Here is a 25815-nt window from a genome sequence, read left to right as displayed (position 1 = left end):
CTTATAGATTTAGTTGTAACCTGGGTTTTGTGTCAATTTTGGATTATTTTGTATTTCTACCCTTGGTACCGGGTATAGGGCAGCGGTAGACTTCCAGTAGGTGGGTTTATTTTCTGACATTACCTGGTCAAGGTGTCCAAGTCTGCGCAGGTTAAACCAGCGATCGCTCCATTCAAAACACAACTCCACTCTTCTTTCCTGTTCTACAGCATCAAGAATCGAGCTTTCGGTTTGTCCATCATCCAGATTTTCAAGCCCCGCACGGTTACGGATAGTATTCACATCCTGAACGGCAGCATCAGTTTGGCCAAGTTTAGCTAAGGCTTCTGCACGAATCAGATATTGCTCCGCAAGCCTGAAAACTACAGTATATTCCTTGTATGCTGGATTTTCAACGTCTAATCTATATTTGTAGATCCTGTAACCGCCGGTTTCTTCATTAATATAATTCCATCTGCGTTTATCGCCGTCTTCAAAAGCATCGATAAGACTATTGCTACCTTCATCCGCAACGGCGACATAAGCACCATCACCCAGGGTTTGCCCCCCTATACCATACCCAATTTCATTCCACATTTGAAAGATAGATTCTTTATTATCGCTGTGAAAAATATCCATCTCCGCATCATCTGCGCTGGTTCCTTCCATCACACCAAGGCTATACTGATTACGATTTTCGATAATTTCGGAAGCTTTAAGACTGGCATTCTTCCAGTCATCGGTATATAAATATACTCTCGACAGCAATGCTTTAACCACCCATTTATTTGCCCTTACACGACCAGCGGTAGGATATTGATCACCAAGATAACTCTCGGCTTTTAGCAGGTCTTCCAGTATTTGTGCGTATACTTTAGCGACTGGTGTACGGGGAAAATTCTTAGTTTCTTTATAAGCTGTGCTGGTTACCAATGGCACATCGCCAAAAAAATTGACGAGATAGAAATAACAAAAAGCACGCATAAATAATGCCTCACCGGTAGCTTTTTGTTTCCCTGAAGTAGTCATGCCTTTCGAAGTTGCAACACCTTCTATAATCGAATTTGCGGTATAGATTACACTGTAATAATCTGACCAATAGGTTTTGGTAGAGGAGTTGACAGGGTCTAGCCGGTTATGGTACATATTCAGGAAGTCGTCGTCTAATGATGATCCTGGCTTCAATTCATCAGAAGAAAGCCCTCCGGCCACAGGGATATCAAATAAACCACTGTTACTTGCCCATTGAGCATACATACCAACCACTACACTGTCTGCAGATTTATCATTGGCATATACTTGTTCGGTAGTTCTGATGAACTCAGGTTTTACTTCTAATATTTTTTTACACGATGTGCTAACAACAGTCAGCATCAGCAGGAAAGCTATGCGGTATATCAAATTTTTCATTGTATAATTTTAAAAAGTTGTTTTCAGACCAAAAGTAAACGACCGCAGGGTAGGCATACTGATACCTGTTTCAGGATCAAAGCCAGGATAGTTGGTCAGCGTAAACACATTATTACCCATCGCGTACACACGCAAATTTTTCATCCCCAATTTCCCAGCTTGTTTTTCTGAGAAGTTATATCCAAGTGAAACATTCGAAAGCCTGATGTAAGAATTATTAAAGGCAGTGGCCAAACTTGAATTATACGTGTATATCAGGGCACCATCTGTAGTATAAGCGATGCGGCTACCCGGATTTTCCGAGCTTTGCCATCTGTCGAGTACTTCTACAGGTTGGTTACTCAAAGAAGCACCTGGGCTCAAATTCAGGAGACTATTTCGTCCGCTCTTTTTAAAGCTTAGGAAAATATCCAGGTCAAATCGCTTATAAGAGAAATTATTAGTAAAACCTCCGTAAAATGTTGGCAAAAGGTTACTTAACGGAACATTATCATTCGGATATTCTATAATGCCATTTCCATCCACATCCCTGTACACAGGTTTACCGGTTTGAGGATCTATTTTCTGAAAGTCGAATCCCCAGAACAATGATAAGGATTTGCCGATGGCATATAGATCCTTATATGAGGAATTTTCCAGGTCAGGGAACGATAGCAATTTATTTCTTCCAACGCTTAAATTAAAGCTTGAGGTCCAGCTAAAATCTTTGTGTTTAATCTGCGAAGTGTTCAACATAAATTCCCATCCGCTATTCTGGATCTTTGCATCCATATTCTGATTTACTTCGCCCACTCCAACCTGTGAAGCCAAAGGATACGCTACCAGCTGGTTACCTGAACGGTTCCGGTAATAGTTTACGGTAAGCATCACTGCATCGTTCAGGAAACCAAGTTCTATTGCGGCTTCGAATTTTTTATTTTCTTCCCATTGATAATCACTGTTAAAAAGGTTTTTAGGATAAAGTCCGGTTCCCTGATATTTGTTGAAGGTTTTTTCGTAGTTCACGAAATAACTGTAATCACCAATATTGTCATTACCGCTCAATCCGTAACTTGCCCTCAGTTTACCCATGCTTAAGAAGGGCATTGCCGATTTCATCCATTGGCGTTCTGTAAAAATCCAGGCTGCACCGAGCGACCAGAAATCACCGAACTGTTTACCGGGTGCGAAACGAGAGGAACCATCACGTCTTAATGTTGCATTCACGAACAATTCATTCTGATATTCATAGCCTATACGGGTAAAGGCTGAAAGAAAGCGATACTGACTTCCAAGTTGCGTGGTATCAGACCTTTGTGCTGCTGAGACATTGCCTAACAAAGTATCATCCGTAAAGCCATAAGCATTTAAGGCATAATTTGAAGATCTGTTATCAATATAGGTACCGCCAAGTAAGGCGCGGAAAGTGCTGTTTCCACGGTGAAGCACATAATCTGCCTGGGGCTCAAAGGTGAATGAGTTGTTTCTGTTATTTGCGTAATAGGTGTAGCCTTGAGGATCAGATGATTTAGGGTCTTGTGCGGCGATAGGCGTTAACATCATTTGCCTGATCCGTAAATCAGTATAACCTACACTGGCTTTCAGCGTCAGGTCAGGCAATACTTTGTAACTTCCCACAAAATTGGTGATGGCACTTTTAGATTTGCTTTCCATCTTGCTTAATGAAGTGGCAATCGGATTAGGCACTCCCCAGTTTAAAGAGCCATCCTCATTATATAAGGAGTAATTGGGTGGCAGAGCGTAAAAAGCAACAGGATCGAGGGCGATAGCCGTGTTCCTATCACCTGAATAGCTGAGGGTCAAGGCAAGATTCAATTTATTATTTTTCGAATTGTGATCGGCATTGAACCTTATATTTCCACTTTTTAGTCCATCCTTCGTATTGTATACCGTTTTCTCATTTCTATATCCTCCTCCCAGCAAAAAACGGGTCTGATTACTTCCACCAGTGATATTCAGCTCTGCATTTTGCGTCAACGCCGTTTTATCAAAAAACTCCTTTTGCCAATTGGTATATTTCGTTTGGCTCCACTTGGTTAAATCAGGGAATGCATCTTCGGTGATTTCTATCCCATCATTGATTGCAGCCTGTCTGCGCATGTCAAGATATTGTTCCGTATTCAGCATATCAATGTAATGTGGAATTTTAGCAATAGAAGCGTAAACATCGGCCCCGATTTGTATCTGGCCCGCTTTACCTCTTTTTGTCGTAATCAGGATCACTCCATTGGCTCCGCGCGCGCCGTAGATCGCCGTCGCATCCGCATCTTTAAGGACCTCGATATTTGCAATTGAACTGGGATCTATACTTTTAAATGGACTTTCACTTGATCCATTAGTCAATATACCAAGATTGGTTAAACCAGCAATAGAACTTGAAGTAAAAGGTACCCCATCTACGATATAGAGTGGCATTCTGGCTTTTCCATCAAGATTCAATGTATTGATCCCCCTTATCTGCACACTAACTTGTGCGCCAGGCAAGCCACTGTTATTGGTAATCAACAGGCCTGCGGCCCTGCCCTGTAATGCAGCAATAGGATCTGAAGTGGGTGTTTTCTCCAATACAGCTGCATCTATAGAGACTGTAGATCCGGTATTTGTTCTTTGGGAAGTTTTTTGTCCATAAGCCAGCACCCGCACTTCATCAAGGACATTGGTGCTGGGCTTCAGTTCAATATTAATTACCCCTTCAACATCTGCCACACGTATTTTCTGCTGCTGATAGCCAATATAACTCACGATCAGTACATCTTCCTTTTCAAGCCCTTCGATCAAAAAACTACCATCATCTTTTGTCCGGCTCACCCTGTGTGTACGTTCTACCATTATGGATACGCCCCCGAGCGGTCCCTGTTTTACTTTCACCACCCCGCTTACTGTTATTTTAGGGGTGAATAAGCTGATAATTTTTTCGGCTACAGACTTTTCTTTCCTGCTGATAATCACCGAATGTTCGTCTATCGCATAACTGAACGGGAGATTTTCCAGACATTTTTCCAGTACTTTTTCCAGCGGAGCGTTCCTGAATCCTGCATCTATTTTTACCGTTTGAAAAAGCTGATCTGAAGAGGCTACGACATCGTAACCTGTCTGTTTTCTAATCGCTCCGAAAATTTCTTTGAGCGTACTGTTTTTCTGCACAAAAGTAACCTTTTGGGCGAATCCGGTGGCGCTCACCTGAAGCAACGTTGTTAAGAGTATGATAGTTGTTAACTTCATGATAAACAATATTTTATAAAAGCAGCACAAAGGCTTGCATAAAATCTTATTATAATTTTTATACATTTGATATCTGTTAAAATTGAATTGATTCATTACCTGATAAGATGAGGTTTTAGCAAAACACGGCCAGGGATGTTCCACCATCCTTGGCTACTTTGTTTTTGAAAGATCAATATGCTAAAAAACCTTTTCGTCGGTTCCTTCTTAAGGATCGTGATGGCGGTTATTCATGTTGGTTTGGTTGATTGATTAGTTGATTGGTGATATTGCAAGCCTTTTAATGATCAACGAAAACCTTATTTCCGGTAATTTCGAATGATACATCTTTGGTCTTGGCCAGAAGGTTCAATGTTTTAGAGAGCTGGTCGTACTTGGTTATACTACCCAGGAACTTCTTTTTCTTAATCTCCTGGTTTTTATAAATGATCTCCACATTGTACCATCGGGAAATTCTTGACAGGATATTTTCCAGGGGTTCATCATTAAACATAAAGTAGCCCTGTGTCCAGGCAACGGCCTCATCAGTGTTTACAGCTACAATTTGTTCTGTTGTGGCCGAGCGTATAAACTGCTCATTGGGCTTTAGTAACTGGTTGTTGATTTTTACGCTTCCTTCCAGGAGTGTAGTTTTAGAAAGATGATCATCAGGATAGGCCGAAATATTAAAGTGGGTACCCAATACTTCCACCGTTTGTCCTTTACTGGATACAAGAAAGGGATGGACTCTATCTTTTGCTACCTCAAAATATGCTTCCCCTGTTAATTCTACTTTACGGTTGAGTGCCCCGAGGAAGGATGAAGGGTATTTGATGGAAGAAGCCGCGTTTAGGATCACTTTGGTTCCATCAGGCAAACGCACTTCATAATTTTGTCCGCGTAAAGTAGACAGGGTATTGATTTGATTGTTACCGACTGTACCCTGGTCAACTACTTCGTACACAATTTTTCCGTTGCTGGTTTTGCGGATAACTACCCCTTGTTCTTTTGCTAACTCACCAGTATGGGCATCAGAAAGTATGATGACTTTTCCATCAGGGAGTGTAAGTGTAGCATTATTTTTTCCGGGTCCAATATCTTTGGTATAAACTACCTGTTGTTGCTTCTGCTGCGTTTTTACTACATAAAAAATTGCAGTTCCAACCGCAATACATAATGCTGCCGCAATGGATATTTTTTTCCACAGCGCAGGTCTACGTATTTGTGGAGATGTTACCGTATTTTGTTTCTCAAAATCTTTTATGCCATTAACAGATAGCACTCTTCTCCAGATCTCATTGCGAAGCGGACCATCCTCAATAAATTTTCCTTCCTTTTTTGCAGAATTGGCCGAAAAAACATATAAATATTCAATAATTTCCTTCTCTTCTGGCGTGCAAATTCCCAGTTGATACTTTTTAAGTAAATTATTGTGGTCATTCTGATGATTTTCCATCCTTTATTTGCGCTTACTGTGGCTAATTACAGTGATAACAACTAAAGAAGGGCTTGGTAGTAGACAGAATTAAAAAAAAGTTAAGAAAATATTAAATGAATCACCCATTTTACTTTTAAGAATGCGCAAAGCATTATTTATTTGCTTTTTTACAGTTTTATCAGAGATATTTAATTGTTCAGCAATTTCTTTATGTGTTTTATGCTGTTTTCTGCTCAATTCAAACACTTCGCGCATTTTTGGTGGCAGGCTGTTTAATCCCTCTTCAATCACACGTTTAAGGTCCTGTTCCCGCATTCTGCTGTCAGGCATTTGCGAAGGCTGCTGAATAATATGCTCTACCTGTGCTAAATATTTAGCTTCTATCTTAAAATGTTTCAGGCGGTTTAAGATTCTGTTACGCGTAACTGCATAGAGGAAAGCTGCTAAATTGGGATAGGAGGGAAGGCTGTCAGATCTTGACCACAGGGCGGTGAACACTTCCTGGACCACATCTTTTGCTTCTTCTTCATCATTCAGCATGTGGTTGGCATGGCGAATAAGCAGCAGCCAGTAACGGTCGTAAATGATTTCGAAGGCCTCTTTATTTCCTGAATGGAAAGCATTTAGAAGATCGTCATCACTTTCAGGAACGAATGCTTTCATATTCACAAATAAATGCTTTCATATTCAAAAGTAACAATAAATACCGTTTGAAGCAATAATTCTAATATCCATAGTGAATTTTAAAACCTAACAGACAGGATGCTACGCGAAATCACTATCAATTTATAAACGTCTTTCAAACTTCAATAAATGAATAGTTTTAATCGGACATCCGGATTTTGATAAGAATTTTTAAAATGGGAAAACAGGTGGCTTACCTTTTCAAATGCGATATTAAACGGTGCTTTTAGCTTAATAGTAGCGTTTCTGTAAATTGGTTTAGATTTAACCGGACAACAATTAACTTGTTTCAGAAGCTATCTACAATAGGATAAGATGGGAAATGTAAGATGGATGATGCGGAAACTGCTCAGCACCATCCATCTTACAACTCCTATTATTTATTAAATGAATTTAGTTCCAAATCTGGATTTTACCTCTGCTACAAACTCTTTAACCCTTTGCTCTTCGTTTCTTGGGCAAATCATGAGCATATTGTTGTTTTCAACCACGATGTAATCATGCAGTCCTTGTAGGATAACCAGTTTATCTTTTGGAACATTCACCATACAGTTCGATGAATCGAACATCAGAACCTGATCTGAAGGAATAACAGCATTACCCACATAATCTTTATCAGCCATTTCATAAATTGAGGCCCAGGTTCCTAAATCAGACCAGCCGAAATCAGACGGAAGCACATAAACATTTTCTGCTTTTTCCATAATTCCGAAATCTATTGAAATATTGGTACATTGGAAATAAGCGTTATTTATAAATTCTTTTTCACCAGCTTTATTTAATTCAGACCTGCCAATATTAAATATTTCATACATGTCTGGGAGGTGTTTCTCGAAAGCATTTAATATCGCCTTAGCCGACCAGATAAAGATTCCGGCATTCCACAAGAAATCGCCGCTCTGCAAAAATGATTTTGCCAGTTCTAAATTTGGCTTTTCGGTAAAGGTTTTAACTTTATGCAGATCGGTATCAGTATTGAGAACATAATCAGTGTGCTGAATATAACCATAACCTGTATCCGGGCGATTTGGTTTAATACCCAATGTGATTAAACAATCATTTTTTGATGCAGCTTCTAGAGATTGCTCAATAGATGCTACAAATCCATCAATATTCGCAATGGTATGATCTGATGGAGCAACCACAATAGTTGCATTCGGGTTTAATTCAGCAATTTTTAAACTTCCATAAGCAACACAGGGGGCTGTATTTCTCATTAAAGGTTCCGCCAAAATCTGGTTATCTGATAACTGAGGTAATTGCTCTTTAATTAAATCTGCATAAATTTCGTTGGTAACGATAAATATATTTTCAGGAGGACAGATGTTTAGAAATCTTTCGTAAGTGCTTTGAATCAGGGTTTTTCCAACACCGAAAAAATCGATAAACTGTTTTGGATATTCTGTTCTACTTACTGGCCAAAAGCGACTTCCCACACCGCCAGCCATAATTAATGCATAATAATCTTTATTCATTTTTTATTTTAAAAATTACACTATTCCTTCGTTCAGGAGATCGTGTAAATGGATGATGCCAAAGTAAGTATTTTGTTCCAGAACTAGCAATTGTGTGATGTTATTTTGCTTAATAATGTCTAATGCATCAACCGCTAAAGCATCGAATTGTATGCTCTTTGGTGTTTTGCCCATTATATCTTCGGCTTTTAGGTTTGCAATAGAATTGTTATTTTCTAACATCCTCCTGATATCACCATCGGTAATAATGCCTAGCACGTTCTCATCGTTATCAACAACAACAACAGCACCCAAACGGTTTTTACTAATTTCTATTAACACATCTTTAACCGGAGCTGATGGATGTATGGAAGGTTTTTCGTTTGATAGGGCAAGGTCCCTGGCTTTTAAATATAATTTTTTTCCCAGTGATCCTCCCGGGTGATACTTTGCAAAATCTGATTCGTTAAAATCCCGGCATTCCAATAAACAGATCGCTAAAGCATCACCTAAGGCCAATTGAGCCGTTGTACTGGTAGTGGGCGCCAAATTATGCGGACAAGCTTCTTTTTCGAAAGAAGTATTCAAAACCAGATCGGCTTGCTCTGCTAAAAAAGAATTCAATTCTCCAACCATCCCGATCAAAAGATTGCCAGCTGTTTTTAACAAGGGGGTAAGCACTTTTATTTCTGGCGTATTTCCACTTTTAGACAGGCAAATTACAATATCATCAAGCTGGATCATCCCTAAGTCGCCATGAATAGCATCTGCAGCATGCATAAAAATAGCAGGTGTACCAGTTGAATTAAAAGTGGCCACCATTTTTTGAGCAATGATTGCACTTTTCCCTATACCTGTAACAATTACCCGCCCTTTACTATGTAAGATGCTTGATACGACCTTTTCAAAATCAGCGTTTATGTTCTTAGCAACATTTAATATGGCTGCTGCTTCAAGCTCTAATGTGCTTATAGCTGATTGGATTATTGATTTTTTACTTTTCAAAGAGAAAATAATTGTTTGTTAATACTTGAAATTCTTGTAAAATTATGTTATTTTGGATACAAAAATAGCATCGCATATTTTATTACACAAAATGGACGTGAAAAAGTCGTTATTTGATAACCTTCAAAATTTCTTTGGGTTTGATAATTTCAAGGGTGATCAGGAGTCGATCATTACCAATATTTTAGAGGGCAACAATACTTTTGTTATTATGCCTACAGGCGGAGGGAAGTCTATATGCTATCAGTTACCCGCTTTAATGAGCGAGGGAACAGCAATTGTGATCTCTCCACTAATCGCATTGATGAAAAACCAGGTAGACCAGTTAAGGGCTTTCGGTGGAAATGACAGTATTGCTCACTTTCTTAATTCATCCTTAAACAAATCTGAAATTACTCAAGTTAAATCTGACCTCTTAAGCGGGCAGACTAAATTGTTGTATGTTGCGCCCGAATCTCTGGCGAAGCAGGACAATATTGAATTTTTAAATCTGATTAAAATTTCTTTTGTTGCTGTTGATGAAGCTCATTGTATCTCTGAATGGGGGCACGATTTCAGACCAGAATACCGTAAAATTAAACAGGTTATTGCTGGATTAGGAAATAACATTCCAATTATTGCACTAACTGCCACTGCTACTCCCAAGGTTCAACAGGATATTATGAAGAATCTTGGAATGATGGAGGCAACGTTGTTTAAATCATCATTTAACAGGCCGAACTTATTTTATGAAATCCGCCCTAAAAGAGACATTGCAAAAGAGATTATTAAATACATAAAATCTAATCCGGGTAAATCGGGGATTATCTATTGCCTTAGCCGTAAAAAGGTTGAAGAGGTGGCCGAAGCTTTAAACCTAAATGGAATCAGTGCTTTGCCTTATCACGCTGGTTTAGATCCAAAAATACGGGCTGAAACACAGGATAAATTTTTGATGGAAGATGCTGAGGTGATTGTGGCAACTATCGCTTTTGGTATGGGGATCGATAAACCTGATGTTCGCTTTGTAATTCACCACGATGTGCCTAAAAGTATGGAAGGCTATTACCAGGAGACTGGCAGGGCCGGGCGTGATGGCGGCGAAGGCGTGTGTATTGCTTTCTACTCTCAAAAAGATGTAGATAAGCTGGCTAAGTTTATGAAAGATAAGCCGGTTTCGGAAAGAGAAATTGGCACACAAATATTAAAGGAAGTGATAGATTATGCAGAATCTGGCGTTTGCCGCCGTAAGCAGATCCTTCATTATTTCGGCGAAAACTTTAACGAAACAGGCTGTAACTGCATGTGTGATAACTGCAAAAAGCCTAAAAAACAATTTGATGCTGAAAGCCAGTTATCAACTGTATTAAAGTTTATTGAGAAATCGGGAGAAAAATTCGACGATGCACACTTGCTAAACGTTTTCTTAGGCTTAGAAACGGCACAAACCATTGCATACGAACATAGTAAGGTTCCTGAATTTGGAATTGGCAAAGAAGAAGGTGAGTTGATGTGGAAATCAATTATCCGCCAGGCTGTTTTAAATAATTACCTGTTTAAGGATATTGATAATTATGGTTTATTAAAGTTAACCAAGCAAGGGAGAGATTTTATTGTTAATCCTTATAGCCTTAAATTCATCCTGAATGAACCAATAGAGAATGGTGCCGACGATGATGATGATGATGTAAAACATGGCACCGGAGCTTTAGATACCCATCTTTTATCCTTACTTAAAGAGCTGCGTAAAAAAATTGCGAAGCAAAAAAGTGTTCCGCCGTTTGTCGTTTTTCAAGACCCATCGTTAGAGGAAATGTGTACACATTACCCGATTACCATGGAAGAACTTCGCCAGATTTCTGGTGTAGGTTCAGGTAAAGCGATGAAATTCGGTACGCCTTTTATCGAATTGATCAAAAAATATGTCGAGGATAATGATATCGAACGTCCTATTGATCTGATTATTAAAACTCAGGCCAATAAATCGCAAATGAAAGTTTCGATCATTCAGAATATCGACAGACAGATCGGCTTGGAAGACATTGCTGATTCGAAAGGCATTACTTACGAAGAAATCCTGAAAGAAGTAGAATCGATTGTAAACTCTGGTACTAAACTTAACCTTAACTATTTCATTGATGAGGTAATTGATGATGACAGACAGGATGAGGTTTTTGATTATTTCAGGGCAGCAGAAAGCGATTCTATAGATGAAGCACTTAATGAATTGGGCGAAACCGATTATACCCGAGAAGAAATTCAATTGATGCGCATTAAATTCATGTCAGAATTAGGAAACTAAAGATTGATGGAAGATGGGAGAGGTAAGATGGATGATGTATCTGCTTATCCGTCCCATTTTCTATTATAGATTTTAGTTTATACATTTTCCATCTTCCATAATACATTTTACATGTTAAACTATTTAGATAAATTAAAAAATACAGATTCAGGGAATTTCTTTTTAATGGCGGGTCCATGTGCTATTGAAGGCGAGGATATTGCCATGAGAATTGCTGAAAAAATCATTACGATTACCGATAAACTGCAGATCCCATATATTTTTAAGGGTTCGTACCGCAAGGCAAACAGAAGTAAAGGAAGTTCTTTTACAGGTATTGGCGATGAAAAAGCTTTGCGCATTTTAGAAAGAATCGGTAGAGAATTTGGTGTTCCAACTGTTACCGATATCCATGAAAGCGCTGAGGCGGCAATGGCCGCTGCTTATGTAGATGTATTGCAAATCCCAGCGTTTTTATGCCGCCAAACCGATTTATTAATTGCCGCTGCAGAAACCGGAAAAGTAGTTAACGTTAAAAAGGGCCAATTCCTTTCTGCAGGTTCAATGAAATTTGCAGTAGAAAAAGTAAAAGAAGCTGGGAACGACAAAGTCATTTTGACTGATAGAGGTAATACTTTTGGTTATCAGGACCTGATAGTTGATTATCGTGGATTACCAGAGATGCAAAGTTTTGGCGTTCCTGTAGTGATGGATTGTACACACTCGTTACAGCAACCCAATCAAAGTAGCGGTGTAACCGGAGGTAAACCAGAGTTGATCTCAACCATTGCCAAAGCAGCAATTGCAGTTGGTGCAGATGGTTTATTTATCGAAACGCATCCTGATCCTGCAAATGCAAAATCAGATGGAGCAAATATGCTTCATTTAGACCTGCTGGAAGAAACTTTAACCAAACTGATTAGAATCAGACAAGCCATACTGTAATTTTGAATAATCCGAAAGTTTTTCTTACTGCTGAATGGCGCAAACTAGCTTTGGCACAGTATGCGGTAGATAAAGAAATACTTTCGAATTACCTGCCTCCGCATACCATACTGGATGATTGGCAGGGCAAATATTACGTGAGTTTAGTGGGATTTATGTTTGTGGATGTAAAATTGCGTGGTTTTAATATCCCTTTCCATACTAACTTTGAAGAAGTTAACCTGAGGTTTTACGTCAAATTTAAAGATGGCGGCATTTGGAAACGAGGCGTTGTATTTATTAAAGAATTTGTACCAAAGCCTGCTATCACTTTTGTAGCCAATGCCCTTTATAAAGAAAACTATCAAACACTGGCCATGAAACACCTTTGGGTTGAACAGAAAGATCAACTGGAAGTAGCGTATTCCTGGAAAAACAGAAATTGGAATAGTTTTGAGGTTACTGCTACATCAAAGGCTGAGGATATTTTGGCTGGCAGCGAGGAAGAATTTATTACTGAACATTATTGGGGTTATACCAAAATCGGAGTAAATAAAACCTCTGAATATGGTGTTGAACATCCGCGCTGGCAAGCATATCCCATCAAGGATTATAAAATTAATGTGGATTTTGGAATTAATTATGGTGATGATTTCGCTTTCTTAAATAATGCTACTCCCGATTCTGTAATTCTTGCAGAAGGATCAGAAATCAGGGTTTTAAAAGGGAAAAAGTTCTAATCTGATTACCTAATAATGGTTGGTGTGTTGCGTTATATTTTATGATAATTTCCGCGCAGATAACAGATAAAGTATTGGCTTAAAACAAGAGAAGTCAAGTTTTTAAAACTTGACTTCTCTAAATATTAAACTCGTTTAGGATAACAGAAAGATTATTTAGCAACTGCTTTACCTGAATAAGTTGCCGCTAATTTTAATGCATTGTAAGTGTTTACAACTCCGCCACTGATACAAAGATCAGAAAAAGGAACAGAAACTTTTTCGGCATCTGGTCCTTCGCCTTTAGCATATTCTACATTGTGGTTCACTTTAGTAACCGATTTAACGATAATTTCTTTTACTTGCGCCGCCGTCAATTTAGGGTAATAAGAACGGATTAATCCGGCTAAACCAGCCACAACAGGAGAGGCCATACTCGTTCCATCTAAGTTTTTGTATTTAGAACCCGGTACGGTAGAGTAAATCTGAACACCAGGAGCGAAAACATCAACCTGTGTTTTACCAAAGTTAGAGAAACTGGCTTTTAGTGTTTCATCGTCTTGAGGACCTGAAGCACCAACGGTAATCCATGAAGCAATGGTTTTTTCATCTAAATCTTTATGGTTAGGGAAATTATTTTCGACATCGATATTTTTGTTTTCGTTACCTGCAGCCTGAACAATCAGTACATCTTTAGATGCAGCATATTTCATCGCTTCGTTAACGATAGCTTTATCCCAGCTATAAGCTTTACCAAAACTCATGTTAATTACTTTTGCGCCATTATCAACCGCATAACGGATTGCATTTGCCACATCTTTATCTCTTTCATCACCATTTGGCGTACAACGAACTCCCATAATGGCAACATTATCTGCTACACCTAAAATACCAAGTTTGTTGGTTCTGTCAGCTGCAATAATACCAGCAACGTGCGTGCCGTGCATAGCATCAGGACCTGCAACATCGTTATTGCCATAAAATTTTTCCTTAGGGTTGTTTGGATCATCGCCAACTATGGAGCGTGGATCATAATCAATATTTAAGTTGTATTTGGCCTGGCGTGTATAATAATCGAATCCTTCTACAATTTGATCTTCGTAAAAATCTTTAAAACTGCCTTTTTCTAATTGTTGACTTAGTACATTTTGGATCCTGCCCTCAACCTCAGTAGCTGGTTTAAAGTTTTTAAAATCTTCTGCGGTTGGATTTTCTTTACCGATTTTCTTTACTACTGCATCTAAAGCATTTTTAAAACCAGTAATACCTGCCAAATTTCCTTTAGCTTCCGCTAATTGTTTTTCTAAATCGGCTCTTTCTGCTTTAAAAACCTCGAAATCTTTTTTATCTTTTTCTGCTACATTCGCATCTGTGGTATTGGCAAAACGTACCTGGTCGCGACGAACTAAACGGGTTAATTCTAAAGTTTCGAAGTTTACAGATTCTTTAGGGCCACCAATAAAGTTCCAGCCATTAATATCATCGATATAGCCATTCTTGTCATCATCCTTACCATTGCCAGCTATCTCTTTGGTATTTACCCACATAATCCGTTTTAAATCCTCGTGTGTAGCTTCTACACCGCCATCATTTACGGCTACAATTACTTTAACAGATTTTTTACCTTTTAAAAGTTCTTTATATGCTTTTTCGGTGCTGATTCCGAAAGTGCTATCACTTTTAAGATCAAGGTTTTGCCAATTGGCTTTTTGCGCATTGGCCAAAGTTGGTACTGCACTTACGAACGCAATGCTTAATAGCGCGCTAAAAATTCTACTCTTATTCATTTATGTATTTTTGTATTAAACGGTGAAAGTTAATTTTAATTTTTTTATTGAAAGAAATTCTATTAAAATTTAATGCTTTCCAGCTATTTTATTGCTGAGCTTTATTAGCAGTTTTTAATAAAAAAAGCCGTCACCTCGATCCGAGCACCAAAGAGTGGGGAGATCTATCTGAACAGATTCCTCGACCTTATTGCACTCCGCTCGAAATGACGACCGATCTAAAAAAAATTACCTTACTCTATTTTAATCCGGCTGCAATCTTCTTAGCCATTTCATCATGTGATTCAATTACTTTTAAAGTATTCGTAGCCCATTCTTTAATGCTTTGGTCACGGTTTTCAATCCCCTGTTTAAATAATGCCACTGTTTTTTCATGATCGGTAACCATCATAGCCATATAATGTTTATCAAATGCTGTACCGGTCATTTTTTTCATTCCATCCAAATGGATCTGCTCATCGGCAGGCAGTGCATCAGGAGTAATCACTTTTTTGTTTACTGCCAACGCTTTTAATTCTGCATTCGCTTTGGTATGGTCGGCAAGCATTTTAGCCGCGAAATCTTTTACTTCGGTACTTTTCGCATTTTTTGCTGCAATCTTCGCTGCTTCAACTTCCATAATACCACCTACAGCTGCTTTTCTTAAAAAGGTAGCGCCTGCCTCATCAATGCCAGATTCAGTACTTTCGGAACCAGCAACGTGGTTACCATTTACCATGGTGGTATCGCCAGAAACGCTGTCTTTTGTAGTAGCCGATTTTTTATCTGCAGTTTGACAAGCCTGAAAGGAAAGTGCCAAGGCAAAAGCTGTTGACAATAAAAATATCTTTTTCATGTTTTCTCTATATTTAATAGATTAGAAACAAGAGCATTGGAAAAAGGTTTTTGTTGTAAGGGTTATTGTGCTACTCCATATGGATTTTTGATAACAATAGCCATTAAACGCTCCGGATTTTCCACTGGTTCAAAACCAAATTGCTTGTACAATCCATGTGCATCCAAAGTGCCTAAGCGATATGACCTCAATCCCTGTAAATCAGGATGAAAAATCATAAACGACATCAGTTTTTTCGATAGACCCAAGCCGCGGTAGTTTTCTTTGACATAAACATCACAAAGCCATGCAAAAGTAGCCTTATCGGTTATCCATCGCGCAAAACCTACCTGTTCCTGGTCTTTATAAATTCCAAAACATAGCGAATTTTCTATAGAACGTTTTACCGTATCCAGCGGAATGCCCTTTGCCCAATAAGATTCTACACTTAAATAATGATGTATGGCTTCAGGATCTAAAAGCTCCTTTTTATCTGAAAATATAAAACCGTTTTCGCTGATTTCCATTTTGATTAATGATTGCGTTTTGAATGATTAAAGGAGTGAATTCTTTCAAATTCACTTTAAGAATTAGCTAAGTTTTCTAAGCTTCTTCCGCAGTTAACCGATTAACCAGTTCAGATAATTAAGCCTTTCTAGTTACGCATATTAATAAACTGCAGTGGCTGATCAAAATCTTCATTTCTACAAAGGCTGATCACGGCCTGCAAGTCATCAATTTTCTTTGCGGTAACCCGAACCTGATCATCCATAATAGATGGTTGAACTTTTAAGCCGCTGGCTTTGATTTTCGCCACCACTTTTTTCGCTGCTTCTTTATCCAATCCTTCTTTTATGCTGATTTCTTTTCTGATCATGTTGCCTGAGGCCTGATGCTCGTCGCCAAAGTCTAAACTTTTTGGATCTAAATTCTGTTTCATCATCCGCGAAATAATGGAATCTTCGATTGCTTTTAATCGCATATCATCTTCAGTAACAATGGTTACCACATTTGTTTTTTTATCCAGATCGATGGTGCTTTTCGATCCGTTAAAGTCGAATCGGTTAAGGATTTCTTTTTTAGCATTGTTAATGGCGTTGTCTAATGTTTGCGCATCAACTTTACTTACAATATCAAAAGAAGGCATGGTTTTAGCTTTAAAGTAAAAAAATAAGTAGATTTAATAGAAATTAATCCATCCTCACAAAAAAACGAAAAATAATATGAAAACCACTAAACCAAATTCTCAAAAAAAGATCACGAAAAAAGAAGTTAAAAAACAACTTGAGCAGTCTATCACGGATAAGTTTTTAGAAGTAATTAAAAGTTTAGGTCATGATGTATCGGAAATTAGTACGGAGGTTGGGAAGGCAAGTAAGCGGGTGGCTAAAAAATTAACCAAAAAATTTACCATTGTAAAAGCAGATGTGGGACAAAAAATTGATGATTTGTTACATGCATCTAAAGAGAAAGCAAAAGCAGCGGAAAAACCTGCTGCCAAAGCGATAAGTAAATCTGAAAAATCTGCTGAAAAAGTAGTTAAAAAAGCTGTTGCGAAGGCAAAACCAGTAGTGCAAAGCATTAAAGTTGCCGCAATAGAAACTGAAGAAAAAGCAGAAAAGGTATTGGCAAAATCAGTGGTGACAGCAAAAGAGGCTGTTAAAGAAGCCACTAAAGTAGCTAAAAAAGCAGTAAGTAAAGCGCCGGAAACGGCTAATGAGGTTGTTAAAAAAACGGTTGCGAAAGCTGCCCCTGCGGTTAAGAAAGTAGTAAAAAATCCTGCCGGAAAATAAATTTGTTAACGTTAACATGTAAATGAATTAACATCGATTTAACAAATTAATGTGCAGTTTTGAACATCCCTGTTTGGCAGGGATTTTTTATTTTTTTAAATGAGTAATAAGAAGATTCCATTTTTTAACCGCGAAATCAGTTGGCTTTACTTTAATGAACGTGTATTGCAAGAAGCGGCCGATGAAACAGTTCCGCTGATTGAACGGATTAAATTTCTATCTATATTTTCTTCCAATTTAGAAGAGTTTTATCGTGTTAGGGTGGCTACCATGACCCGGTTAACCAATCTGAACGATAAGGCTAAGGCACTTTTGGGATTTAATCCAAAGAAAATTCTGAATGAGATTAAAAATATTGTTGTAAAACAGGAAAGAAAGTTCGACCAGCTTTTTCAGGCTACTTTAATTAACGAACTTGCTCAAAACAGGATTTTTATTTTAAACGATACTCAACTGAATGTAAGCAGGGGAGAATTCGTTAAAAATCATTTCAGGGATAAGATTTTATCAAATGTGGTTCCGATTATGCTGGATATGGATAAACCATTTCCAGAACTGAAAGACCGGTATCTATATTTCTTTGTTAAACTTTCTAAAAAGGATACAAAAGTTAGAGAAAAGTATGCATTAATAGAAATTCCGCCTAATTTACCCCGGTTTTTGGTGCTGCCGGAAACAAACGACCTAAAGTTTATTATTCTTGCTGAAGATATCATCAGGTATTGTTTAGATGATATCTTCTATGTTTTTACTTACGATAATTTAGAGGCTTATTCGATCCAGTTAACACGGGATGCCGAACTGGATATTGATAAAAACATTAATGATAAGTTTATCGAAGATTTAAAAAGCAGTTTAGAGAAACGCAAAAAAGGCAAACCAATGCGCCTGCTTTATGATTCGGCCATGCCACTTAATATGCTTACCGTTTTGGTAAACAAACTCAAGCTAGAGGCAGATAGTTTAATCCCAGGTAACCGTTACCATAAGTTTGGCGATTTTATCGCTTTCCCGAATGTGGGTAAAAAAGAATTGGAATATGCACCGAACGTACCGCTTAAGGTGCACGATCTGCATAGAACCCAAAGCATGTTCAATAAAGTTGCTCAGCGCGATTATTTGGTGAATTTGCCATACCAATCGTACGATTATATCATTTTATTTTTGCGTGAGGCAGCCCTTGATCCAAAGGTTACGGAGATACAGATTACTTTATATCGCTTAGCTGAAAACTCGAAAGTAATCAATGCCTTAATTAACGCTGCTAAAAATGGAAAGGCTGTTTCTGTTTTATTAGAACTTAAGGCCCGCTTTGATGAACAGGCCAACATTTACTGGACAAGCCGTTTAATGGAAGAGGGGGTTAAAGTAAATTACGGTTTAACAGATTACAAAGTACACTCTAAAATTTGTCTGGTTAAACGGATTGAAAAGGATAAGCCGGTTTACTACGCCAATTTAGCTACGGGGAATTTTAATGAGAAAACTGCAGGTTTATACTGCGATCATAGCATTTTTACGGCAAAGAAAGAGATTACCAATGATCTGGTCAAACTTTTTGATGCATTGAGCAAGCGTACGGTAACCAAAGGCTTCAGGCACTTAATTGTTTCTCCACTGGAGAGCCGCTCTAAACTGGTTAATTTTATCAACCGCGAAATCAGAAATGCTAAACAAGGTAAACTTGCATATATCATGTTAAAGGTAAACAGTTTAGCTGATGAAGGCATTATTTCCAAACTTTACGATGCGAGCAATGCCGGGGTTAAAATTCAGCTTATTATACGCGGTATCTGCTGCCTGGTGCCAGGCGTGAAAGGTTTTAGCGAAAATATCACTGCTATTAGTATTATCGATAAGTTTTTGGAGCATGCCCGGGTTTATATCTTCGGTAATAATGGTAAAAACGATATGTATTTATCCTCTGCAGATTTAATGAGCAGAAATTTCGAGCACCGCGTGGAAGTAGGTTTTCCAGTTCTGGATCATGATGTTAAACAGGAGATCCAAGACATTATTGACCTGCAGCTGCAAGACAATACCAAATCGAGGCAAATTAATGCCTTAAACAATAACAAATACCATAAAAACAGATTAAGTAAAAAAATAAGGGCACAGGTAGACATCTACAACTATTTAAAAACCAAGCATCAATCATAATGTTAAGATACGCAGCTATAGATATCGGTTCGAATGCGGTGAGGTTACTCATTGCAGATATTAGCAAACAGGACGGAAAATATAAATACAAAAAGAACACCCTGATACGTGTGCCACTCCGTTTGGGAGATGATGCGTTCCTGGATCAATATATTTCGGAGAAAAAATCTGCAGACCTGGTAAAAACCATGACAGCTTTTAAAAACCTGATGGATGTGTATCATGTTTCTGAATATTTGGCTTGTGCAACATCAGCCATGCGTGAAGCCAGCAACGGACAGGATATTGTAAAACTGATTAAGGAGCAAACAGACGTTACCCTGGAAATTATCGAGGGACAACGGGAAGCGAATATTATTTATGCCAACCATATTGAAGAAGAATTAGACGAAAATAAAAACTACCTGTATATTGATGTGGGTGGGGGTAGCACCGAATTATCTGTTTTTGTAAAGGGTACTCCGGAAGTATCAAGATCATTTAATATTGGTACAATCAGAATGCTCGACAATCAGGATAAGGAAGAAACCTGGGAAGAGATGAAAGATTGGGTAAAAGAGCATACAAAAGAATATAAACACTTAGCTGGTATAGGCACCGGTGGCAATATTAATAAATTGTTCCGCATGTCGGATGAGAAGGAAAATGCGCCTTTATCGTTACAGAAATTAAATTCGATGTATAATAAATTAACCAGTTATTCATTGAAAGAAAGGATCAATACCTTGGGCTTAAATCCCGATCGTGCGGATGTAATTATCCCCGCTTGCGAAATTTATTTAACTTTAATGAAGTGGACGGGTATAAAACAGATTTATGTACCTAAAGTTGGAATGGCTGATGGGATTATTAAATTATTGATAGAAGAGAAGCTGGATTAGAGAAATCATCTCATACAAGTCTGGCAATCGTTTAATGATAAATGGCTGGCTGATAGTATATTTAAATACGCTAAAAGAAGCCGTTTAATGTGCGTGTATAAACTTACTATATTAACATCCTGAATGATTAAAATATAATGATATATTTGCTAATTAATTTAGTAAGTATGTCGGTAAACGTTAATATCACTTCAAAGGGAATACAAAAAGTACTTAAGAACTATAATGAAAAGCAGGCTATTGCGGAGTATATATGGAATGGTTTTGACGCCAATGCGAATACCATCCGTATAGATTATGTAGCCAATGCGCTTGGCCTTTTGGAGCAGTTAACTATTGCTGATAATGGTTATGGAATTAATTTTGATCGCTTACAACAAAAATTCGATCCGTTTTTCGAATCTGAAAAATCTATTCAGATTGTAGCACCAAAGCACACCTCTAAAATGCATGGCCGCAATGGGGTGGGGAGACTTACCTTTTTTACCTTTGCGCATAATGCTGTTTGGCAAACCACTTACCAATCCGAAAAAGGATTTTGTTCTGGCGAAATACACATTAACACTGGTGCTTTAAATAGTTACAGCCATGATTTTTCCAGCGTTCCGGAGAATACTGGAGAAACTGGAACAACCGTTTCATTTACTAATTTGAAGATCAGTCAACAGGATTTAGAAGAAACAGTAATTCCTTTTTTGATAAACGAATTCTGTTGGTTTATTGAATTGAATAAACACAAAAATTACTCGATTATTGTAAATGGTGAAGCATTGGATTTTAGCAGCAATATTAAAACTGTAGAAGAGTTTAATCTTTTTTATCCCGATACTGCCGTTAATTTTAAGATTAAATATGTCCATTGGAAAGAAAATCTCCACAAAGAACTCTCTAAATACTATTTCTCGGCTAGTGGAGAAGAAATTTATAAAGATTACACCACCTTAAATAAAAAGAGCGACGATTATTTTCATAGTGTTTACATTGATAGTGATTTTTTTCGTGATTTCGATTTTAAGAGTTTCGAAAATGAAGGGCAGGTGGCCATATTTGGTGCAGCTAAATCTTCGGCAGAATATAGATTTTTGATTAAAGCACTAACGGAATATCTTAAAAGTAAACGTAAACCGTTTTTAAAAGAATATGCCAACCGCCTGATTGAAACTTACGAAGAGGATGAGATATTTCCTGTTTATGCCAGCGAAAGAGAGCAAGAATTAAGGAAACCGGAGTTGGTTAGTTTAATTAAGTCATTATATGAAGTGGAGCCTAAATTGTTTAGTAGTTTAAATACCGATCAAAAGAAAACCATTGTACGTCTTACCGATCTTTTAATGCGTTCTAACCTCCGTGATGAAATTTTTGAAATGTTTAATGGCATAATCGAATTAGAAGCCGAAGAGCAGGATGAGTTATTGAAATTGATAAAAGGCCTTGAAGCGACGAAAAATTAGATTAACATTTTATCGGTGATTTAGTAATTTCAAGCTGATAGTTCTGCTTTTTTATCCTATTCTCAAAATCTTTGTTATTTTAATAATATATATTCATTTTTATAGCGGCAGTTTAGCTGTCAGTTTCGTATGATGAAGAATATTTATTATTAAATCTTACTGTTTTTGTATGAATGAGCAGTTAGGGTGTTTTGAAACAGGTATTCCCATAGAAATTTACGGATTGAGCGAAAAATCAGTTACAATAACGTTCGGAATGGCTATCGATAACGATTTGTTACTTCTGATTACTGATTTTAATCAATTGCTGTTGCAAAATCCTTTTTCTGGTTTTATTACTACCGTTCCTGCTTACACTACCTTAACTGTTTTCTTTGATCCGTTAAGTGTGATGTTATCAGATCTTCCGGGGGAGGTTTGCTTCGAAAAGGTATCCGCTCATTTAAATAAAATTGCACAAATAAAAAGAGAAAAATCAAAGGTAATAGCTGATAACCTGGTTATTCCGGTATGTTATGGAGGCAATTTTGGTCCGGATCTTTCAATAGTAGCCCGCACCAATAACCTTAGTGAAACTGAGGTAATCGATATCCATACGGACGGCGAATGCGTTGTATTTATGATCGGTTTTGTGCCAGGTTTCGCTTATATGGGCGGGATGGACACCAGATTATCAACGCCTAGAAAAGAAGTTCCTAATGCTAAAACACCCGCAGGATCAGTAGGTATTGCAGGCAATCAAACCGGTATTTATCCAATGGAAACACCCGGAGGCTGGCAAATTATTGGAAAAACACCATTAAAGATATTTGATGTAAACCGTTCGCAACCATCACTTTTAAAGGGAGGTGACCTTGTTACTTTTAAATCCATTGGTATAGATGAGTTTAATGCATATGCTGAAATATGAGTATGAAAATCAGCATCATTAAGCCGGGTTTGTTAAGTACTATTCAGGATCTGGGCAGGTACCGATACCTCTCGCAGGCTGTACCTGTTTCTGGCGCTATGGATGAGTTGGCTCACCGTTTAGCCAATAAAGCAGTTGGTAACAATGATGATAATGCGACCATAGAATTTACCTATGCCGATGCTTCGTTTAAAGCTGAAACTGATATTTTAGTAGCTTATTCCGGTGATGGAGCTTTCCTGGTTTATAATGATCAAGTAATGCCTGCAGAAAAGCCATTGTTTTTTTCGGCTGGTTCCGTTATAAAGCTGATCCATAATGCAATTGGTGTGCGTACCTATCTGGCTGTTGCCGGTGGATGGAATGTGCCAGATCTAATGGAAAGTAAAAGTACATTTCTTGCTGCTGCTTTTGGTGGCTTTAAGGGAAGAGCATTGCAAAAAGCAGATGTTTTGATCGGTGGTACCACTATTAGCGAAGTATCAAAAGAGATATTAGACAAATTAATTCATAGGTCGTTAAGCTATCCAAATTGGCGCATTTCGCGCGAAAGTTTGCTGCCAGAGAAAAGGCAAAACATCAGAGTTGTGCTGGGCAATGAAATCGGCTGGTTTGATGCAGCATCCATTATTTCATTTTTAACCAATTCTTACACCGTCGATAGAAGAAGTAATCGCATGGGTTATCATTTATCTGGAAAACCATTGGTGAGGAAGGTTAAAAAGGAATTGCTCAGTACAGCAGTAACTCCCGGGATTATTCAGGTCACCGGAAGTGGCGACTTGATTATACTCATGGCCGACTGTCAAACAACTGGCGGTTATCCCCGCATTGCCCATGTTGCAGCGGTCGATTTGCCTTTATGTGCCCAGTTAAAACCCGGTGACACCATTCATTTTTCTGAAATTTCGAGAGACGAAGCAGAAGAACTTTTCCTGGAACGTGAACACGATTTATCATTAATTACCACTGCAATAAGCCTTAAATATATCAAAACATGAAAATAATCGATCTTAATTGCGACATGGGGGAAGCATTCGGAAATTATGCCATGCCCAATGATGAAAAACTGATGGATTATATTACATCGGCAAATATTGCCTGCGGTTTTCATGCCGGCGATCCGGCTGTAATGCAGCGAACTGTAGCTTTAGCCTTAAAAAAAGGAGTAGCCATTGGTGCACACCCTGGTTTGCCCGATCTGCAGGGCTTTGGTCGAAGAGAAGTGAAGATTAGCCCAAATGAAGCTTATCAGCTAACTTTATATCAAATTGGTGCATTAAGTGCTTTTGTAAAAGCTGCAGGTGGTAAATTACATCATGTTAAAGCGCATGGTGCACTATATAATATGGCTGCAAAAGATAGCACTTTAGCAAAAGCGATTGTGCAGGCTGTTTACGATTTTGATCCAGGTTTGATCTTGTATGCCTTAGCAGGAAGTAAGATGATAGCTGAAGCTGAAAAAATAGGCATAGTTACCGCATCAGAAGTTTTTGCCGACCGTAGTTATCAGGATGATGGTTTACTTACTCCACGCTCAGCAAACAACGCTTTAATTACCAACGAAGAAGATGCTGTAAATCAGGTTTTGGGATTTGCGCTAAAGCAGGAAGTAAGGAGTGCAAACGGAAATCGTATCGCTGTAAGAGCAGAGACCATTTGTTTGCATGGTGATGGTGAACACGCTGTTGCTTTTGCTAAATTGATAGTTGAAAGACTAAAAAAAGAAGGCATCTTAATTAAAGCTCCATCAATATGAAGCCTAAATACAATTGGAGTGTACTTTTAGGAGCTGCATTTTTAATGGCTTCTTCGGCCATTGGTCCTGGATTTTTAACACAAACAGCAGTTTTTACCCAACAATTAGGTGCTAGTTTTGCCTTTGTCATATTGCTATCCATCATATTAGATGCCATCGCACAGTTAAACGTTTGGCGGATTATTGCAGTTGCTGATAAACCTGCTCAGGATATAGCCAATAAGGTTTTTCCGGGCTTGGGTTACTTTATTTCATTCCTGGTTTTTTTAGGTGGTTTGGCTTTTAACATTGGTAATATTGCTGGTGCTGGCTTAGGATTAAATGTGTTATTTGGCATTAGTGTAGGGCAGGGTGCTGTAATCAGCGCTATTATGGCAATAGGGATCTTTATTTACAAAGAAGCGGGCAAAGCAATGGATGTTTTTGCCAAAACCATGGGGTTGATTAAGATTGTACTGGCTTTAATTATTGCCTATACCAGTTCGCCACCATTGGCAGAAGCCGCATTAAGGGCTGTAAACCCTACGCAGTTTAGTTTTACCGCCGTATTAACCATTGTCGGTGGAACCGTTGGTGGTTATATTACTTTTTCGGGCGCTCATCGCTTATTAGATGCCAAGCAAACCGGAATCCAAAATTTGGGTGCCGTAAATAAAGGTGCATTAAGTGCCATCGGACTTGCATCTATCATGCGCTTATTATTATTTATTGCTGCTTTGGGTGTAGTAAGTAAAGGTTTTACCTTAGATCCATCCAATCCGGCCGCCTCGGTTTTTAAATTGGCCAGCGGAGAAATAGGATATAAAATTTTTGGTGTAGTGATCTGGGCTGCGGGAATTTCTTCTGTTGTGGGCTCGGCATATACCTCCATCTCTTTTATTAAAAGTTTTCACCCACTGATCTTAAAGTTTAACAGAGAGATTATCATTGCCTTTATATCCATATCCTGTGTTATTTTTATCCTGATCGGTAAACCCGTAAAAATATTGCTTACTGTGGGTGCTATTAATGGTTTTATTTTACCCATTGCATTGGGGATTATGCTTATTGCGGCTTATAGAACTAAAATTATCGCAAATTATAAACAACCACTTTGGTTAACACTAACAGGTTTAGCTGTGGTAATCACCATGGTTTGGATGAGTTACGGAACCATTTTACAGATGATTAAAGGAGAATAAATCTT

Annotated in this window: 21 protein-coding genes; 11 read left to right on the top strand and 10 right to left on the bottom strand. The window is 38.1% G+C overall.

What is annotated here, in order from left to right:
* Positions 1–9 precede the first annotated feature (9 nt).
* From KYH19_RS10305 to KYH19_RS10280, 6 genes are all read right to left on the bottom strand, one after another.
* Positions 10–1389 (bottom strand): RagB/SusD family nutrient uptake outer membrane protein, encoded by a 1380-nt coding sequence (locus tag KYH19_RS10305; RefSeq protein ID WP_219078630.1) that lies wholly within the window; start codon positions 1387–1389, stop codon positions 10–12.
* 9 nt (positions 1390–1398) lie between these two features.
* Complete coding sequence (locus KYH19_RS10300; protein ID WP_219078629.1) at positions 1399–4611, bottom strand: SusC/RagA family TonB-linked outer membrane protein; 3213 nt, start codon at positions 4609–4611, stop codon at positions 1399–1401.
* 280 nt (positions 4612–4891) lie between these two features.
* A complete protein-coding gene (locus tag KYH19_RS10295) occupies positions 4892–6046 on the bottom strand; it encodes a FecR family protein (RefSeq protein WP_219078628.1) in 1155 nt (384 codons plus the stop codon).
* A gap of 69 nt (positions 6047–6115) precedes the next feature.
* Positions 6116–6691 (bottom strand): RNA polymerase sigma factor, encoded by a 576-nt coding sequence (locus KYH19_RS10290; protein WP_219078627.1) that lies wholly within the window; start codon positions 6689–6691, stop codon positions 6116–6118.
* 404 nt (positions 6692–7095) lie between these two features.
* Positions 7096–8187 (bottom strand): mannose-1-phosphate guanylyltransferase, encoded by a 1092-nt coding sequence (locus KYH19_RS10285; RefSeq protein ID WP_193420917.1) that lies wholly within the window; start codon positions 8185–8187, stop codon positions 7096–7098.
* A gap of 15 nt (positions 8188–8202) precedes the next feature.
* A complete protein-coding gene (locus tag KYH19_RS10280; RefSeq protein ID WP_193420915.1) occupies positions 8203–9171 on the bottom strand; it encodes an SIS domain-containing protein in 969 nt (322 codons plus the stop codon).
* 91 nt (positions 9172–9262) lie between these two features.
* Here KYH19_RS10280 and recQ point away from each other — a divergent pair, with 91 nt between their 5' ends.
* The 3 genes from recQ (at position 9263) to KYH19_RS10265 (ending at position 13095) form a co-directional block, all read left to right on the top strand.
* Positions 9263–11452: a DNA helicase RecQ gene (gene recQ / locus KYH19_RS10275; RefSeq protein WP_219078918.1), complete on the top strand. Its 2190-nt coding sequence runs from the start codon at positions 9263–9265 to the stop codon at positions 11450–11452.
* Between the two features lie 111 nt (positions 11453–11563).
* The gene (gene kdsA, locus KYH19_RS10270) at positions 11564–12376 is read left to right on the top strand and encodes a 3-deoxy-8-phosphooctulonate synthase (RefSeq protein WP_193420913.1); all 813 of its coding nucleotides are present in this window, start codon (positions 11564–11566) and stop codon (positions 12374–12376) included.
* A gap of 2 nt (positions 12377–12378) precedes the next feature.
* Positions 12379–13095 carry a YqjF family protein gene (locus tag KYH19_RS10265; protein WP_219078626.1) on the top strand — a complete coding sequence of 239 codons (717 nt, stop codon included), beginning with the start codon at positions 12379–12381 and terminating at the stop codon, positions 13093–13095.
* A 152-nt stretch (positions 13096–13247) separates the two neighbouring features.
* Here the strand turns inward: KYH19_RS10265 and KYH19_RS10260 are convergent, their stop codons facing one another.
* The 4 genes from KYH19_RS10260 to KYH19_RS10245 all read right to left on the bottom strand — a co-directional run bounded on the left by KYH19_RS10260 (position 13248) and on the right by KYH19_RS10245 (position 16822).
* The gene (locus KYH19_RS10260; protein ID WP_219078625.1) at positions 13248–14861 is read right to left on the bottom strand and encodes a S8 family peptidase; all 1614 of its coding nucleotides are present in this window, start codon (positions 14859–14861) and stop codon (positions 13248–13250) included.
* Between the two features lie 238 nt (positions 14862–15099).
* Positions 15100–15696, bottom strand: a complete 597-nt coding sequence (locus tag KYH19_RS10255) for a DUF4142 domain-containing protein (RefSeq protein ID WP_121284956.1) — start codon at positions 15694–15696, stop codon at positions 15100–15102.
* Positions 15697–15758: 62 nt separating this feature from the next.
* The gene (locus tag KYH19_RS10250) at positions 15759–16202 is read right to left on the bottom strand and encodes a GNAT family N-acetyltransferase (protein ID WP_219078624.1); all 444 of its coding nucleotides are present in this window, start codon (positions 16200–16202) and stop codon (positions 15759–15761) included.
* A gap of 128 nt (positions 16203–16330) precedes the next feature.
* A complete protein-coding gene (locus tag KYH19_RS10245; protein ID WP_132397938.1) occupies positions 16331–16822 on the bottom strand; it encodes a YajQ family cyclic di-GMP-binding protein in 492 nt (163 codons plus the stop codon).
* 76 nt (positions 16823–16898) lie between these two features.
* Between KYH19_RS10245 and KYH19_RS10240 the strand changes: the two genes are divergently transcribed.
* From KYH19_RS10240 to KYH19_RS10205, 8 genes are all read left to right on the top strand, one after another.
* Positions 16899–17468, top strand: coding sequence for a hypothetical protein (locus tag KYH19_RS10240; RefSeq protein WP_219078623.1), 570 nt, complete (start codon positions 16899–16901; stop codon positions 17466–17468).
* A 99-nt stretch (positions 17469–17567) separates the two neighbouring features.
* Entirely contained in the window at positions 17568–19628 is a 2061-nt protein-coding gene (ppk1, locus tag KYH19_RS10235; protein WP_132397935.1) for a polyphosphate kinase 1, read from the top strand.
* A complete protein-coding gene (locus KYH19_RS10230) occupies positions 19628–20509 on the top strand; it encodes an exopolyphosphatase (protein ID WP_132397933.1) in 882 nt (293 codons plus the stop codon). Before ppk1 ends, KYH19_RS10230 begins: the two co-directional genes overlap by 1 nt.
* A gap of 167 nt (positions 20510–20676) precedes the next feature.
* A complete protein-coding gene (locus KYH19_RS10225; protein ID WP_219078622.1) occupies positions 20677–21960 on the top strand; it encodes an ATP-binding protein in 1284 nt (427 codons plus the stop codon).
* A gap of 169 nt (positions 21961–22129) precedes the next feature.
* A complete protein-coding gene (pxpB, locus tag KYH19_RS10220) occupies positions 22130–22870 on the top strand; it encodes a 5-oxoprolinase subunit PxpB (RefSeq protein ID WP_219078621.1) in 741 nt (246 codons plus the stop codon).
* Positions 22871–22872: 2 nt separating this feature from the next.
* On the top strand, positions 22873–23871 hold the full coding sequence (locus KYH19_RS10215; protein ID WP_219078620.1) for a biotin-dependent carboxyltransferase family protein: 999 nt from the start codon (positions 22873–22875) through the stop codon (positions 23869–23871).
* Positions 23868–24629 carry a 5-oxoprolinase subunit PxpA gene (locus KYH19_RS10210; protein WP_219078619.1) on the top strand — a complete coding sequence of 254 codons (762 nt, stop codon included), beginning with the start codon at positions 23868–23870 and terminating at the stop codon, positions 24627–24629. The genes KYH19_RS10215 and KYH19_RS10210 overlap by 4 nt, the downstream gene beginning before the upstream one ends.
* Positions 24626–25810: an NRAMP family divalent metal transporter gene (locus tag KYH19_RS10205; RefSeq protein WP_219078618.1), complete on the top strand. Its 1185-nt coding sequence runs from the start codon at positions 24626–24628 to the stop codon at positions 25808–25810. The genes KYH19_RS10210 and KYH19_RS10205 overlap by 4 nt, the downstream gene beginning before the upstream one ends.
* Positions 25811–25815: the final 5 nt, after the last annotated feature.

Source organism: Pedobacter sp. D749 (assembly GCF_019317285.1).
Classification (GTDB): domain Bacteria; phylum Bacteroidota; class Bacteroidia; order Sphingobacteriales; family Sphingobacteriaceae; genus Pedobacter.
This window is presented reverse-complemented; position numbering and strand designations above follow the sequence as displayed.